11 protein-coding genes and 1 pseudogene are annotated in these 14527 nt (G+C 55.3%); 2 read left to right on the top strand and 10 right to left on the bottom strand.

Features of this window, described 5'->3' with window-relative positions; genetic code table 11:
• The first annotated feature begins 143 nt into the window (after positions 1-143).
• Complete coding sequence (locus JS46_RS21970) at positions 144-335, top strand: DUF1127 domain-containing protein (RefSeq protein WP_033755833.1); 192 nt, start codon at positions 144-146, stop codon at positions 333-335.
• A gap of 96 nt (positions 336-431) precedes the next feature.
• On the opposite strand, the gene JS46_RS21965 is transcribed toward JS46_RS21970, so the two are convergent.
• Positions 432-1367: a LysR family transcriptional regulator gene (locus JS46_RS21965; RefSeq protein WP_051905670.1), complete on the bottom strand. Its 936-nt coding sequence runs from the start codon at positions 1365-1367 to the stop codon at positions 432-434.
• 85 nt (positions 1368-1452) lie between these two features.
• Between JS46_RS21965 and JS46_RS21960 the strand changes: the two genes are divergently transcribed.
• Positions 1453-1752, top strand: coding sequence for a hypothetical protein (locus JS46_RS21960; protein ID WP_033755831.1), 300 nt, complete (start codon positions 1453-1455; stop codon positions 1750-1752).
• Positions 1753-1893: 141 nt separating this feature from the next.
• On the opposite strand, the gene rpoC is transcribed toward JS46_RS21960, so the two are convergent.
• The 9 genes and pseudogenes from rpoC to tuf all read right to left on the bottom strand — a co-directional run.
• Complete coding sequence (rpoC, locus tag JS46_RS21955; protein WP_033755829.1) at positions 1894-6117, bottom strand: DNA-directed RNA polymerase subunit beta'; 4224 nt, start codon at positions 6115-6117, stop codon at positions 1894-1896.
• 79 nt (positions 6118-6196) lie between these two features.
• Positions 6197-10225, bottom strand: coding sequence for a DNA-directed RNA polymerase subunit beta (gene rpoB / locus JS46_RS21950; protein ID WP_033755827.1), 4029 nt, complete (start codon positions 10223-10225; stop codon positions 6197-6199).
• A gap of 328 nt (positions 10226-10553) precedes the next feature.
• Entirely contained in the window at positions 10554-10916 is a 363-nt protein-coding gene (rplL, locus tag JS46_RS21945) for a 50S ribosomal protein L7/L12 (protein ID WP_033755825.1), read from the bottom strand.
• Between the two features lie 66 nt (positions 10917-10982).
• Positions 10983-11480: a 50S ribosomal protein L10 gene (gene rplJ / locus JS46_RS21940; protein ID WP_011091858.1), complete on the bottom strand. Its 498-nt coding sequence runs from the start codon at positions 11478-11480 to the stop codon at positions 10983-10985.
• A gap of 351 nt (positions 11481-11831) precedes the next feature.
• Positions 11832-12536: a 50S ribosomal protein L1 gene (gene rplA, locus JS46_RS21935; protein ID WP_033755823.1), complete on the bottom strand. Its 705-nt coding sequence runs from the start codon at positions 12534-12536 to the stop codon at positions 11832-11834.
• A 3-nt stretch (positions 12537-12539) separates the two neighbouring features.
• Complete coding sequence (gene rplK / locus JS46_RS21930; RefSeq protein WP_013507401.1) at positions 12540-12968, bottom strand: 50S ribosomal protein L11; 429 nt, start codon at positions 12966-12968, stop codon at positions 12540-12542.
• Between the two features lie 147 nt (positions 12969-13115).
• Positions 13116-13661: a transcription termination/antitermination protein NusG gene (gene nusG / locus JS46_RS21925; protein WP_012439920.1), complete on the bottom strand. Its 546-nt coding sequence runs from the start codon at positions 13659-13661 to the stop codon at positions 13116-13118.
• A gap of 1 nt (position 13662) precedes the next feature.
• Complete coding sequence (secE, locus tag JS46_RS21920; RefSeq protein WP_033755817.1) at positions 13663-14046, bottom strand: preprotein translocase subunit SecE; 384 nt, start codon at positions 14044-14046, stop codon at positions 13663-13665.
• Between the two features lie 227 nt (positions 14047-14273).
• Positions 14274-14527: pseudogene (gene tuf, locus JS46_RS21915) on the bottom strand (elongation factor Tu); the annotation flags it as partial.

Below are 14527 nucleotides of genomic sequence, written 5' to 3'. Positions count from 1 at the left end.
AAACAGTACAGACAGGCTTATTTTTTACCATTCAGACGCCGCTTACGGCAATCTGTATGTTAAATAAAATCGAATTTTGCGTCTGTATCCTTTACGCCCTCAGGCAGAAACTATTCCTCAGTTCACCTGATGAGGAAAGCAAAATGGGATACGAAGAAAACTGTGCGGCAAAACCTTTTTCAGTTACGCCCTGGTCTTTGCTACGCGCTATCGCGCGCAGCCTGAGGACGCTCCACCAGCGGCGTAAGACGCGGCTGATCCTGCTGCAGCTCAGCGATGCGCAGCTCAAAGATATCGGCCTGACGCGCGGCGATATTGAAAGCGAGAGACGCTAGCGTGCTGAAGGACCACGCAGCGCGCCTCGTTCTCTTTTTACCCTGGCGGGCAGAGAGCTCCTGTCCGCCAGCAAGCAGCGCCTTTACGCGCGCTAGCTACACCAAAGATTCATAGGGCAGGAAAAGTCTGGTTAAAAAATCGATAACCGTCTGCGTTCGTCGAGGCGTTAATCGCCGTTCCAGACGCAGCACCCACATATTCACTCTCTTCGTCCGCCACTCTTTTAGTATCTCAACCACTTCGCCGCTGGCGAAATCGGATGCGCCCAGCCAGGCAGGCGCCCAGCCAATGCCGCACCCGGCACGAATCATCTGCCACGCCGCCTGACCGTCGTCGAACAGATAGCGCGAGGCGGGTTCCCAGCGCACCGCTCTGTCGTCCTCAGGCGAACGAAAGCGCCAGGCGTCCGCCCGTCCTTTATTAAGATTCCAGAAGCCTATCTGACTATGCGCGCTGAGTTCGAAAGGCGTAGCAGGCTCGCCGTGCTGCGCCAGATAGCCGGGCGTTGCGCAGGCGACCCAGGGAAAGCTAAAAAGCTTGCGGGCGGAATGACCCGGCCAGGCTTCCAGCGGGCCGGAACGGATCACGAAATCAAAGCCGCCGCTCGCTAAATCCACCATCGCGTCGCTGAAATGCATTTCCAGCGAGATCTCAGGGTGCGCGGCAAGGAAGGCCGGCAGCGCTGGCATGATACAGGCGCGCCCAAAAGAGGACGGCACGGAGATGCGCACCCGGCCGCTGGCGCCTTCGCCCTCGATGCCGTTCAGCGCGCTTTCAACCTGAGAAACCTCCTCCAGCAGCCCGCGCGCCAGCATCAGCATTCTCTCACCCTCTTCGGTGAGCGACAGCGCGTGCGTGGTGCGGTGCAGCAGGCGCACGCCATGCTGGCTCTCGAACCGGCTTAACGCTTTAGAGACGGCCGAGGTGGTTGTGCCGGCACGGCGCGCGGCTTCGGCAAAGGATCCGGCTTCAACGATACGCGCGAACCAGAGCAGCTGCGTCAGGCTGGATGAAAAGAGCGGTGTTGCCATCTGGTCAATATCTCCTTGCTGCCGGGCAGCCTACAAGCGCGTGGCTACGGCTGATAACGTTGAGCCTCTTAAAGGAGAGCATGATATGAAATTTTTAGTTCTACTCATACCCGCTGTCGGTCGCGATCCAGCAGAGTTCAAGCCTTATGCAGTGGCAGAGATGCAGGCGGTATGGCATGACTATAAGGCTGGCGCGCTGCGGGAGATCTATTTCTCCCCTAGCCCGGTGATTGTTAGCGTTATTTACGAAACTTCCGCCCGTGACGAGCTGGAAACGCTGGTGGCGCGTTTGCCGATGGTCGAAGCCGGTTTGCTCTCTGTACAGATTATTGAAATGGGGCCAATGCACAGCTTCGAGGTGCTGTTTGCGTCTACGGTGGCATGAACTGCACGATGCTCTGTCAGGTTGTTATTCAGGCTTCACCAACCGCAAGCCTGTTCAATGGTTCACCTGAAGTGGCGGCTATCTCTTTTACATGCAAAAAAAAACCCTGCCGAGGCAGGGTTTTTATTACGCGAAGAGCGATTAGTCGTTGTCGCTGCCGCCGAGACCGGCGTTCAGCAGTTCAGCCAGGCTGGCAGAGGCTTCATCCGCAGTAACCTGCGGCGCTACCGGTGCTTCGCCTGCGGCTTTACGACGCATACGATCCTGATGGTAAGCGTAACCGGTACCGGCCGGGATCAGACGACCCACGATCACGTTCTCTTTCAGACCGCGCAGTTCGTCGCGCTTGCCTGCAACAGCGGCTTCGGTCAGGACACGCGTTGTCTCCTGGAACGAGGCTGCCGAGATGAACGATTCGGTTGCCAGTGACGCTTTGGTGATACCCAGCAGATCGCGCATGTAGGTCGCGCCGATTTTGCCATTCGCTTCGAGATCGCGGTTAGAGATCTTGATGCGAGAGACTTCCGCCTGCTCACCTTCCAGGAAGTCGGTGCTTCCCGCGCTCATGATGGTTGCTTTACGCAGCATCTGGCGAACGATGACTTCGATGTGCTTATCGTTAATCTTAACGCCCTGCAGGCGGTAAACTTCCTGCACTTCGTTAGTGATGTAACGGGTCACAGCATGGACGCCACGCAGACGCAGAATGTCGTGCGGAGATTCCGGACCGTCGGAAACCACGTCACCACGTTCTACGCGCTCGCCTTCAAACACGTTGAGCTGACGCCATTTCGGGATCATCTCTTCGTACGGCTCGCTGCCATCAACCGGCGTAATCACCAGACGACGTTTACCTTTGGTCTCTTTACCGAAGGAGATGATGCCGCTGATCTCCGCCAGGATTGCTGGCTCTTTCGGACGACGCGCTTCGAACAGGTCGGCAACGCGCGGCAGACCACCGGTGATATCCTTGGTACCGCCAGATTCCTGAGGCACACGCGCCAGGGTGTCACCAGAGCTGATTTTCTTACCATCTTCCAGCTGCACGATCGCTTTGCCTGGCAGGAAGTACTGAGCCGGCATGTCGGTGCCCGGGATCAGAACGTCTTCGCCCTGCTCGTCGACGATTTTCAGCGCCGGACGCAGGTCTTTACCACCAGCAGTACGCTCTGCGGTATCCAGTACCACCAGCGAAGAGAGGCCGGTCAGTTCGTCAGTCTGACGCGTGATGGTCTGGCCATCAATCATGTCAGTAAAGCGAATGAAGCCGCTTACTTCGGTGATAACCGGCATAGTGTGCGGATCCCAGTTTGCTACGGTTTCGCCCGCTGCAACCTGTTCGCCGTCGCCTTTCGCCATGGTCGCGCCGTAAGGGACTTTATAGCTCTCTTTAGTACGGCCAAACTCATCGATCATTTTCAGTTCGACGTTACGCGAGGTAATAACCAGTTTGCCAGCGGAGTTGGTTACCGACTTGGCGTTGGTCAGTTTGATAGTACCTTTGTTCTTCACCTGAATGCTGGATTCAGCTGCCGCACGCGATGCCGCACCGCCGATGTGGAACGTACGCATGGTCAGCTGTGTACCCGGCTCACCGATGGACTGTGCCGCGATAACACCGATCGCTTCACCTTTGTTGATGATGTGACCACGTGCCAGGTCGCGACCGTAGCAGTGCGCACATACGCCAAAATCGGTTTCACAGCTAACAACGGAGCGAACCTTGATGGTGTCGACAGAGTTCTGTTCAACCACATCACACCAGTGCTCATCCAGCAGCGTATTACGCGGAACCAGGATGTCAGCGGTGCCCGGCTTCAGCACGTCTTCTGCGGTTACACGACCCAGTACGCGCTCGCGCAGCGGCTCTTTAACGTCGCCGCCTTCGATAACCGGCGTCATCATGATGCCTTCGAAGGTGCCGCAGTCGTCTTCGGTCACAACCAGATCCTGCGCAACGTCAACCAGACGACGCGTCAGATAACCAGAGTTCGCGGTTTTCAGTGCGGTATCCGCAAGACCTTTACGCGCACCGTGGGTCGAGATGAAGTACTGGAGTACGTTCAGACCTTCACGGAAGTTCGCGGTAATCGGCGTCTCGATGATGGAGCCGTCCGGCTTCGCCATCAGACCACGCATACCTGCCAACTGACGAATCTGCGCCGCAGAACCACGCGCGCCGGAGTCAGCCATCATAAAGATGCTGTTAAAGGAAACCTGTTTCTCTTCTTCGCCGTCACGGTTAATCACGGTTTCAGTCGAGAGGTTTTCCATCATCGCCTTCGCTACGCGCTCGTTCGCCGCAGCCCAGATATCGATGACCTTGTTGTAACGCTCGCCCGCGGTAACCAGACCAGACTGGAACTGCTCCTGGATCTCAGCCACTTCTGCTTCCGCTTCGGTGATGATTTCCACTTTCTTCTCTGGGATAACCATGTCGTCGATGCCGACAGACGCGCCTGAACGGGCAGCGTAAGCGAAACCGGTGTACATGGTCTGGTCAGCAAAGATAACAGTCGGCTTCAGGCCCAAAATGCGGTAACAGGTGTTCAGCATTTTGGAGATAGCTTTTTTGCCCAGCGCCTGGTTAACGATAGAGAACGGCAGACCTTTCGGCACGATCATCCACAGGATGGCGCGGCCGATGGTGGTGTCGATGATGCTGGTTTTAGCTACCCACTCATCCTGCTCGTTTTTCTCGTGTTCGGTAATACGTACCTTCACGCGAGCGTGCAGCGATGCGAGGCCAGCGCGATAAACACGCTCGGCTTCTTTCGGGCCAGTCAGCACCATGCCTTCGCCTTTGGCGTTAACACAGTCGCGGGTCATGTAGTACAGACCCAGTACAACGTCCTGAGAAGGAACGATGATTGGCTCGCCGTTCGCAGGTGACAGGATGTTGTTGGTAGACATCATCAGCGCACGCGCTTCCAGCTGGGCTTCCAGCGTCAGCGGTACGTGAACTGCCATCTGGTCACCATCGAAGTCGGCGTTATAGGCCGCACACACCAGCGGGTGCAGCTGAATAGCTTTACCTTCGATCAGAACCGGTTCAAACGCCTGGATACCCAGACGGTGCAGCGTCGGCGCACGGTTCAGCAGAACCGGGTGCTCGCGGATAACTTCATCCAGGATATCCCAGACGACCGCTTCTTCGCGCTCAACCATTTTCTTCGCGGCTTTGATGGTGGTGGCCAGGCCACGCAGCTCCAGCTTGCCGTAGATGAACGGTTTGAACAGCTCCAGCGCCATTTTCTTCGGCAGGCCGCACTGATGCAGACGCAGGTATGGACCCACGGTGATAACAGAACGACCGGAGTAGTCAACGCGCTTACCGAGCAGGTTCTGACGGAAACGACCCTGCTTACCTTTGATCATATCGGCCAAAGATTTCAGCGGACGCTTGTTGGAACCGGTGATCGCACGACCGCGACGACCGTTATCCAGCAGGGCGTCGACCGCTTCCTGCAGCATACGTTTTTCGTTGCGTACGATGATGTCCGGCGCAGCCAGATCCAGCAGACGCTTCAGACGGTTGTTACGGTTGATGACGCGACGATAGAGATCGTTCAGATCCGACGTAGCGAAACGACCGCCGTCCAGCGGAACCAGCGGACGTAGATCCGGCGGCAGCACCGGCAGCACGGTCAGGATCATCCACTCCGGCTTGTTGCCGGACTGTACGAACGCTTCCAGCAGCTTGATGCGCTTGGTCAGCTTCTTACGCTTGGTCTCGGAGTTGGTTTCGTTCAGCTCTTCACGCAGCTGCTCGCACTCTTGCTCCAGATCCATATTTTTCAGCAGAGCCTGGATCGCTTCGGCGCCCATTTTCGCGTCGAATTCGTCACCGAACTCTTCCAGCGCGTCAAGGTACTGCTCTTCGGTCAGAATCTGACGTTTTTCGAGGTTGGTCATGCCACCTTCGACAACAACGTATGATTCAAAGTAGAGCACGCGTTCGATATCGCGCAGCGGCATATCCAGCAGCAGGCCGATACGGGACGGCAGCGACTTCAGGAACCAGATGTGCGCGGTCGGAGAAGCCAGTTCGATGTGGCCCATGCGCTCACGGCGCACTTTGGTCTGGGTCACTTCGACGCCGCACTTCTCACAGATCACGCCGCGGTGTTTCAGGCGCTTGTACTTACCGCACAGGCACTCGTAATCTTTTACCGGTCCGAAAATACGGGCGCAGAAAAGACCGTCACGCTCAGGCTTGAAGGTACGGTAGTTGATGGTTTCCGGCTTTTTCACTTCACCGAACGACCAGGAACGGATCATGTCTGGCGAAGCCAGCGCAATTTTGATCGCATCAAACTCTTCGGTCTTAGTTTGCGCTTTCAGAAACTTAAGTAAGTCTTTCACGGATTAGCTCCCGTCGGAGTGGAACTCTCAGGGGCGCGCAGCCGAAACTGCGCGCCCCGTAACCAGTACTTACGAGTGCTTACTCGTCTTCCAGCTCGATGTTGATGCCCAGCGAGCGAATCTCTTTCAACAGTACGTTGAAGGATTCCGGCATGCCCGGTTCCATCTGATGGTTGCCGTCGACGATGTTTTTATACATCTTCGTACGACCATTCACGTCATCAGACTTAACGGTAAGCATTTCCTGCAGGGTGTATGCCGCGCCGTATGCTTCCAGCGCCCACACTTCCATCTCACCGAAGCGCTGACCACCGAACTGTGCTTTACCACCCAGCGGCTGCTGAGTAACCAGGCTGTAAGAGCCGGTTGAACGCGCATGCATCTTGTCATCCACCAGGTGGTTGAGTTTCAGCATGTACATGTAGCCCACAGTGACCGGACGCTCGAACTGCTCGCCGGTACGGCCGTCAAACAGCGTGATCTGGCCGGAAGTCGGCAAATCGCCAAGCTGCAGCAGCTCTTTGATTTCGCTCTCTTTCGCGCCGTCAAACACTGGCGTCGCGATCGGCATACCTTTTTTCAGGTTCTCAGCCAGACGCAACACTTCGTCATCAGAGAAGGTGTTGAGGTCAACGCGCTGACGCACGTCCGCGCCCAGGTCATAGGCGCGCTGGATGAATTCGCGCAGTTTCGCGACTTCTTCCTGACGCTTCAGCATGGCGTTGATCTTGTCGCCGATGCCTTTCGCCGCCATACCCAGATGCGTTTCCAGGATCTGACCGATGTTCATACGTGACGGTACGCCCAGCGGGTTCAGTACGATGTCGACCGGCGTGCCGTTCTCGTCGTAAGGCATATCTTCGATCGGGTTGATCTTGGAGATAACACCTTTGTTACCGTGACGGCCTGCCATCTTGTCGCCCGGCTGAATCTGACGTTTAACGGCCAGATACACTTTGACGATTTTCAGCACGCCCGGCGCGAGGTCATCGCCCTGGGTGATCTTACGACGCTTGGCTTCGAGTTTTTTCTCAAACTCGTGCTTCAGTTCGTCGTACTGCTCAGCCAGCTGCTCCAGCGCGTTCTGCTTCTCTTCGTCGGTCAGGCCCAGCTCCAGCCAGCGCTCGCGCGGCAGCTTGTCGAGCTTGTCGGCTTCTACGCCGCCGGAGATCAGCACCGCCTGGATACGGCCGAACAGGCCCGCTTCGAGGATCTGCAGTTCTTCAGACAGGTCTTTCTTCGCCTGCTTCAGCTGCATCTCTTCAATTTCCAGCGCACGCTTGTCTTTTTCCACGCCATCGCGGGTAAAGACCTGAACGTCGATAACGGTACCGGAGACGCCGTTCGGCACGCGCAGCGACGAATCTTTCACGTCGGAGGCTTTTTCGCCGAAGATAGCGCGCAGCAGTTTCTCTTCCGGCGTCAGCTGGGTTTCACCTTTCGGCGTTACCTTGCCCACCAGAATGTCGCCGCCGGTCACTTCTGCGCCGATATAAACGATGCCGGACTCATCCAGTTTAGAAAGCGCAGCTTCACCCACGTTCGGGATGTCAGCGGTGATCTCTTCTGGCCCCAGCTTGGTGTCGCGAGACACGCACGCCAGTTCCTGAATATGGATGGTGGTGAAACGATCTTCCTGAACCACACGCTCGGAAACGAGGATGGAGTCTTCGAAGTTGTAACCGTTCCACGGCATGAACGCGACGCGCATGTTCTGGCCAAGCGCCAGTTCGCCCAGGTCGGTTGACGGGCCATCAGCCAGCACGTCGCCGCGCTCGACCGGCTCGCCCAGCGACACACACGGCATCTGGTTGATGCAGGTGTTCTGGTTAGAACGGGTGTACTTAGTCAGGTTGTAGATGTCGATGCCCGCTTCGCCCGGATACATCTCGTCTTCGTTAACTTTGATAACGATACGGGATGCGTCGACGTACTGTACGGTACCGCCACGTTTCGCTACGGCGGTAACGCCGGAGTCGACCGCTACCGCGCGCTCCATACCGGTACCCACCAGCGGCTTGTCAGCGCGCAGCGTCGGTACGGCCTGACGTTGCATGTTCGCACCCATCAGGGCGCGGTTAGCATCGTCGTGCTCCAGGAACGGGATCAGTGACGCACCGACGGAAACCACCTGCTGGGTGGAAACGTCCATGTAGTCAACCTGATCGCGGCTGAACAGGCTCGATTCGCCTTTGCTACGGCAGGTGACGAGATCGTCAACGAAGTGACCTTCATCATCCAGCTGGGCGTTCGCCTGAGCGATAACGTAGTTACCCTCTTCAATCGCAGAGAGGTAATGGATTTCGTCAGAGACCACGCCGTCGATAACGCGACGATACGGGGTTTCCAGGAAACCGTACTCGTTAGTCTGCGCGTACACAGACAGCGAGTTGATCAGACCGATGTTCGGACCTTCAGGGGTTTCGATTGGACATACGCGACCGTAGTGGGTCGGGTGTACGTCTCGAACTTCGAAGCCGGCGCGCTCGCGCGTCAGGCCGCCTGGGCCGAGTGCAGAGATACGACGTTTGTGCGTAATCTCAGACAGCGGGTTGTTCTGATCCATAAACTGTGAGAGCTGGCTGGAGCCAAAGAACTCTTTCACCGCCGCCGAAATCGGCTTGGCGTTGATCATGTCCTGCGGCATCAGCGTGTCGAGGTCGCCCAGCGACAGACGCTCTTTCACCGCGCGCTCTACGCGAACCAGGCCAACGCGGAACTGGTTTTCCGCCATCTCGCCTACTGAACGAATACGACGGTTGCCGAGGTGGTCGATATCGTCCACTTCGCCTTTACCGTTACGGATGTCGATCAGCTTCTTCATCACTTCGATGATGTCTTCTTTGCTCAGGATGCCTGAACCTTCGATTTCATCACGCAGCAGCGAGCGGTTGAACTTCATGCGGCCGACAGCCGACAGATCGTAACGATCTTCTGAGAAGAACAGGTTCTCGAACAGGTTCTCAGCAGCTTCACGCGTCGGCGGCTCGCCAGGACGCATCATGCGGTAGATCTCAACCAGCGCGCTCAGGCGATCGTTGGTCGGGTCGACGCGCAGGGTCTCGGAGATGTACGGGCCGTGATCCAGATCGTTGGTGAACAGCGTTTCGATACGCTTGTGACCCGCCTGGCTCAGTTTAGCCAGCAGATCCATGGAGAGTTCCATGTTCGCCGGAACGATCAGTTCGCCGGTGCTCTCGTCGATGTAATCTTTCGCGACCACTTTGCCCGCGATGTACTCGACCGGCACTTCGATGTGCTGAATGCCATCTTTTTCCAGCTGACGAATGTGGCGCGCAGTGATGCGACGGCCTTTTTCGACGTAGACGTTGCCGTTGGCTTCGATGTCGAAAGAGGCGGTTTCGCCACGCAGGCGCTCAGGCACCAGCTCCATCTGCAGCTTGTTGTCGCGAATCTCGAACACCACTTTCTCGAAGAACAGATCGAGGATCTGCTCAGTGGTGTAGCTCAGCGCGCGCAGAATGATACTGGCCGGCAGCTTACGACGACGGTCGATACGGACGAACAGGTTGTCTTTCGGGTCGAACTCGAAGTCCAGCCATGAACCGCGATAAGGAATGATACGTGCGTTATAGAGCACTTTACCCGATGAGTGGGTTTTACCTTTATCGCTGTCGAAGAAGACGCCAGGACTACGATGCAGCTGAGAAACGATAACGCGTTCGGTACCGTTGATAACAAAGGTACCGTTGTCGGTCATGAGCGGAATTTCGCCCATGTAGACTTCTTGTTCTTTAATGTCTTTTACGGTGCCTTCCGGCGCTTCGCGCTCGTAGATCACCAGACGCAGTTTGACGCGCAGCGGAGCAGAGAACGTCACGCCACGAATCTGACACTCTTTCACGTCAAAGACGGGTTCGCCCAGACGGTAGCTGACGTATTGCAGCTCTGAGTTACCGCTGTAACTCTGAATGGGGAAGACGGAACGGAAGGCTGCTTCCAGTCCGTACTGACCTTCTGAATCTTGCTCGATGAACTTCTGAAACGAGTCAAGCTGGATAGAAAGGAGATAAGGTATGTCCAGTACTTGCGGACGTTTACCAAAATCCTTACGAATACGTTTTTTCTCGGTATAGGAGTAAACCATAGGGTTCCTCAGCTAGCTGACAAGTCGACCCACGCTGTCCGTCCTGAAGGACAGTTCATGCAACACTATTTTGTTTGATTCATGCGACACGGAGGCCACATGCAATACATCTTTCTATCACTCTTAAATCATTTCATTGCATTAGCATGGGCAGGGAACCCGCGCAGGAAAGCAGTATATTAAGTCGTCGATAGAAAAAGATATTGAAGAGCAGCGATGGACAAACAGTGCGAAACCCCATCAAGGCTCTTGAGCGCAAAAAGGCTGGTGACCCAAAAGTCACCAGCCATCAGCCTGATTTTACTCAGGCTGCAACCCAAAGGTTGTCTTACTTAACTTCAACGTCAGCGCCAGCTTCTTTCAGAGCAGCTTCAAGTGCAGCTGCGTCGTCTTTGCTGATGCCTTCTTTGATCACGCCAGTTGCTTCAACCAGGTCTTTGGCTTCTTTCAGGCCCAGACCAGTTGCGCTACGAACGGCTTTGATTACAGCTACTTTGTTCGCGCCAGCAGATTTCAGTACGACGTCGAATTCAGTTTTCTCTTCAACAGCTTCAGCCGGGCCAGCAGCAACAGCTACAGCGGCAGCAGCAGAAACGCCGAATTTTTCTTCCATAGCAGAAACCAGCTCAACTACTTCCATTACGGACATAGCGGCAACGGCTTCCAGAATTTGGTCTTTAGTGATAGACATGACAATTGTTCCTAAGAATCAGAAAAAGTTTATACGTTAGCAAGTGCGAAAGAAAAGAATTTGGCCTTAAGCCGCTTCTTTTGCATCGCGAACAGCAGCCAGAGTGCGGACCAGTTTGCCAGCAGCGGCTTCTTTCATGGTCGACATCAGACGTGCCAGTGCTTCTTCGTAAGTCGGCAGCGTTGCCAGACGGTCAATTTGTGCCGCCGGGATCAGCTCACCTTCAAAGGCTGCAGCTTTGACCTCAAATTTTGCATTCGCTTTCGCGAAATCTTTGAACAGACGAGCAGCAGCGCCCGGGTGTTCCATAGAGTATGCAATCAGGGTCGGACCAACAAACGTGTCTTTCAGGCACTCGAACTGAGTACCTTCAACGACGCGGCGCAGCAGGGTGTTACGAACAACACGCATGTAAACGCCAGCTTCACGACCTGCTTTACGCAGTTCGGTCATTTTATCAACGGTAACGCCGCGAGAATCCGCAACAACCGCTGACAGCGCGCCTTTGGCTACTTCGCTGACTTCAGCAACAATCGCTTGTTTGTCTTGAAGATTTAATGCCATTAGCTTTTGCTCCTGGATTTTGGCCGGAGATGAATTTCTCCGGAACTCACTTCACCTACCGCCCCAAAGGAAGGTAAGCGCTAAAACACGGTGAGCAGAATCCAGTTAAGAAAAAATTCTTTTTGGCTCTGTCACCGTCTACGCAGGGGATTAAGCGTCACATCCGAAGATGGGCCGCGCCTGCGGTCTTGGACGGAGGCCAGGAAAGGCCTGGCTCCAACCTACCCCGCCGTTTCCGTCGCCTCGCCGAAGCGAAGGCGAAAGTCACAGCGGGATATAATTCTGTGTCTGTTTTACCAGAACAACGGGCGTAAGATTCTAGGTGAATTTTTCGCCCGTTTCAAGCAGCAATTAGTTTGCTGCTGCGTTCAGACCCGCCTGGTCGATGGCAACGCCAGCGCCCATGGTGGTAGACAGGCTGATTTTCTTGATGTAAACGCCTTTCGCCTGAGCAGGTTTCGCTTTTTTCAGCGCAACCAGCAGAGATTCCAGGTTTTCTTTCAGCTTGTCAGCGTCGAAGTCCACTTTACCGATGGTGGTGTGGATGATGCCGTTTTTGTCGTTACGATAACGAACCTGACCCGCTTTAGCGTTTTTAACCGCTTCAGCAACGTTCGGCGTTACGGTACCGACTTTCGGGTTCGGCATCAGGCCGCGCGGACCCAGAACCTGGCCCAACTGGCCAACAACGCGCATCGCATCCGGAGAAGCGATAACCACGTCAAAGTTCATTTCGCCTTTTTTGATCTGGTCAGCCAGATCTTCCATACCTACCAGCTCAGCGCCAGCTGCTTTAGCAGCTTCAGCGTTTGCGCCCTGGGTAAAGACGGCAACGCGTACTGAACGACCAGTACCGTGCGGCAGAACGGTCGCACCACGAACGTTCTGGTCAGATTTACGTGCGTCGATGCCGAGGTTAACGGCAACGTCCACGCTCTCTACAAACTTAGCGGTAGCCAGTTCTTTCAGCAGAGCAACGGCTTCAGTAACGTCGTACTGTTTGGTCGCATCAACTTTGTCACGGATCACGCGCATGCGCTTGGTCAGCTTAGCCATTTCTTAGTCCTCCACTACCAGGCCCATGGAACGAGCGGTACCTTCGATAGAGCGAGTCATCGCTTCTACGTCAGCACCAGTCATGTCCGCAGCTTTGGTTTCTGCGATTTCACGTACCTGAGCACGGGTTACTTTACCGACTTTATCTTTGTTCGGCTTACCAGAACCAGACTTGATGCCCGCTGCTTTTTTCAGCAGAACGGCGGCCGGCGGAGTTTTGGTAACGAAGGTGAAAGAACGGTCGCTGTATACGGTGATAACAACCGGAGTAGGCAGACCTTTCTCCAGGGATTCCGTTTTAGCGTTGAACGCCTTACAGAATTCCATGATGTTAACGCCCTGCTGACCCAGAGCCGGACCTACCGGTGGGCTCGGGTTAGCCATACCCGCTGCAACCTGCAGCTTGACGTAGGCTTGTACTTTCTTGGCCATGATTTTTCCTCAGTTGGGTATAGCGCCTGAAAAACAGGCTCCCCGTGATAACAATTCACACGCTGTTGCCAGCGCATAAAAACAAAAGGCGCGAAATTATAGTTAAATTTCGCGCCTGCTGCAAGAGTCAAAATGTGAACAAGGTGATTAACCTTTCTCCACCTGCCCGAAGTCCAGTTCGACCGGCGTTGCGCGGCCAAAGATAGAAACGGAAACTTTCAGGCGGCTCTTCTCGTAATCCACCTCTTCGACCACGCCGTTGAAGTCGGCAAACGGGCCGTCGTTGACGCGCACCATTTCGCCCGGTTCGAACAGCGTTTTCGGACGCGGCTTGTCACCCACCTGCTGCAGGCGGTTCATGATCGCATCCACTTCTTTATCGCTGATCGGCGCTGGGCGGTCAGAGGTGCCGCCGATGAAACCCATCACGCGCGGTACGCTGCGCACCAGGTGCCAGCTGGCGTCATTCATCACCATCTGCACCAGCACGTAGCCGGGGAAAAATTTGCGTTCGCTTTTACGACGCTGACCGCCGCGGATCTCTACCACTTCTTCAGTAGGAACCATGACGTCGCCGAACAGCTCTTCCATGTTGTGCAATTTGATGTGCTCGCGCAGCGACTGTGCTACGCGGCCTTCAAAGCCGGAAAACGCCTGCACGACGTACCAGCGTTTTTTTGGAGCTTCAGACATCTCAGAACCTCAGGCCAGTGATAAACGATACCAGACGGACCAGAATACCATCCAGCCCCCACAAAATCAGTGACATCACGGCGGTAACCGCGGCAACGATTAACGTGGTATGCAGCGTTTCCTGGCGAGTCGGCCAAATGACCTTACGCATTTCGGTGCGTGCTTCACGTGCAAAAGCCACGGTTGCTTTGCCTTTGACCGTCAGCAGCGCAATGCCGCCCGCGGCCGCAATCAGCACCACGACCGCCAGTGCGCGTAATGGCAGCGTCACGTCGCGATAGATATAATTGCCTACGATGGCTACCAGCAGCAACGCAACAACAGCCAGCCACTTTATCGCTTCCAGGCCGCGCCCGCTCCCTTGAGCTTCGGTATTCGCACTCATAAACCAACCTGCCACAATAATTCAGAAACTATTTTGCCCCGCAAGGCGAGGCATCCAAACCGAATGAGCTTTTGGGCGTAACTCGGTATCCTACGCCGCGCAACAGAGCCTGTCTCAGCAATGATTATGATCGAAAATCACTGATGAGCCAGGTTCTATATAACAGCGTGCAAAAAGGGCATCAAATGATGCCCTTTCCGTATGCATTGCGTCAAATGTTATCGTAATTAAGCGATAACTTCAGCAACAACGCCCGCGCCAACGGTACGGCCGCCTTCGCGGATTGCGAAGCGCAGACCCTGGTCCATCGCGATCGGATGGATCAGAGTAACGGTCATTTTGATGTTGTCGCCCGGCATTACCATCTCAACGCCTTCCGGCAGTTCGATGTTGCCAGTCACGTCAGTAGTACGGAAGTAGAACTGCGGACGGTAGCCTTTGAAGAACGGAGTGTGACGACCGCCTTCTTCTTTGGACAGAA

The organism is Pantoea sp. NGS-ED-1003 (assembly GCF_000738765.1).
GTDB classification, from domain to species: Bacteria; Pseudomonadota; Gammaproteobacteria; order Enterobacterales; family Enterobacteriaceae; genus Pantoea; species Pantoea septica.
The sequence above is the reverse complement of the archived record's forward strand: the minus strand, read 5'-3'. Positions and strand labels throughout refer to the sequence as shown.

Excerpts from the sequence above, each read along its gene's own strand:
- rplJ (WP_011091858.1), bottom strand. The coding sequence starts at position 11,480 with ATGGCATTAAATCTTCAAGACAAACAAGCGATTGTTGCTGAAGTCAGC.
- rplK (WP_013507401.1), bottom strand. The coding sequence starts at position 12,968 with ATGGCCAAGAAAGTACAAGCCTACGTCAAGCTGCAGGTTGCAGCGGGT.
- JS46_RS21970 (WP_033755833.1), top strand. The coding sequence starts at position 144 with ATGGGATACGAAGAAAACTGTGCGGCAAAACCTTTTTCAGTTACGCCC.
- rpoB (WP_033755827.1), bottom strand. The coding sequence starts at position 10,225 with ATGGTTTACTCCTATACCGAGAAAAAACGTATTCGTAAGGATTTTGGT.
- secE (WP_033755817.1), bottom strand. The coding sequence starts at position 14,046 with ATGAGTGCGAATACCGAAGCTCAAGGGAGCGGGCGCGGCCTGGAAGCG.
- nusG (WP_012439920.1), bottom strand. The coding sequence starts at position 13,661 with ATGTCTGAAGCTCCAAAAAAACGCTGGTACGTCGTGCAGGCGTTTTCC.
- JS46_RS21960 (WP_033755831.1), top strand. The coding sequence starts at position 1,453 with ATGAAATTTTTAGTTCTACTCATACCCGCTGTCGGTCGCGATCCAGCA.
- rplA (WP_033755823.1), bottom strand. The coding sequence starts at position 12,536 with ATGGCTAAGCTGACCAAGCGCATGCGCGTGATCCGTGACAAAGTTGAT.
- JS46_RS21965 (WP_051905670.1), bottom strand. The coding sequence starts at position 1,367 with ATGGCAACACCGCTCTTTTCATCCAGCCTGACGCAGCTGCTCTGGTTC.
- rplL (WP_033755825.1), bottom strand. The coding sequence starts at position 10,916 with ATGTCTATCACTAAAGACCAAATTCTGGAAGCCGTTGCCGCTATGTCC.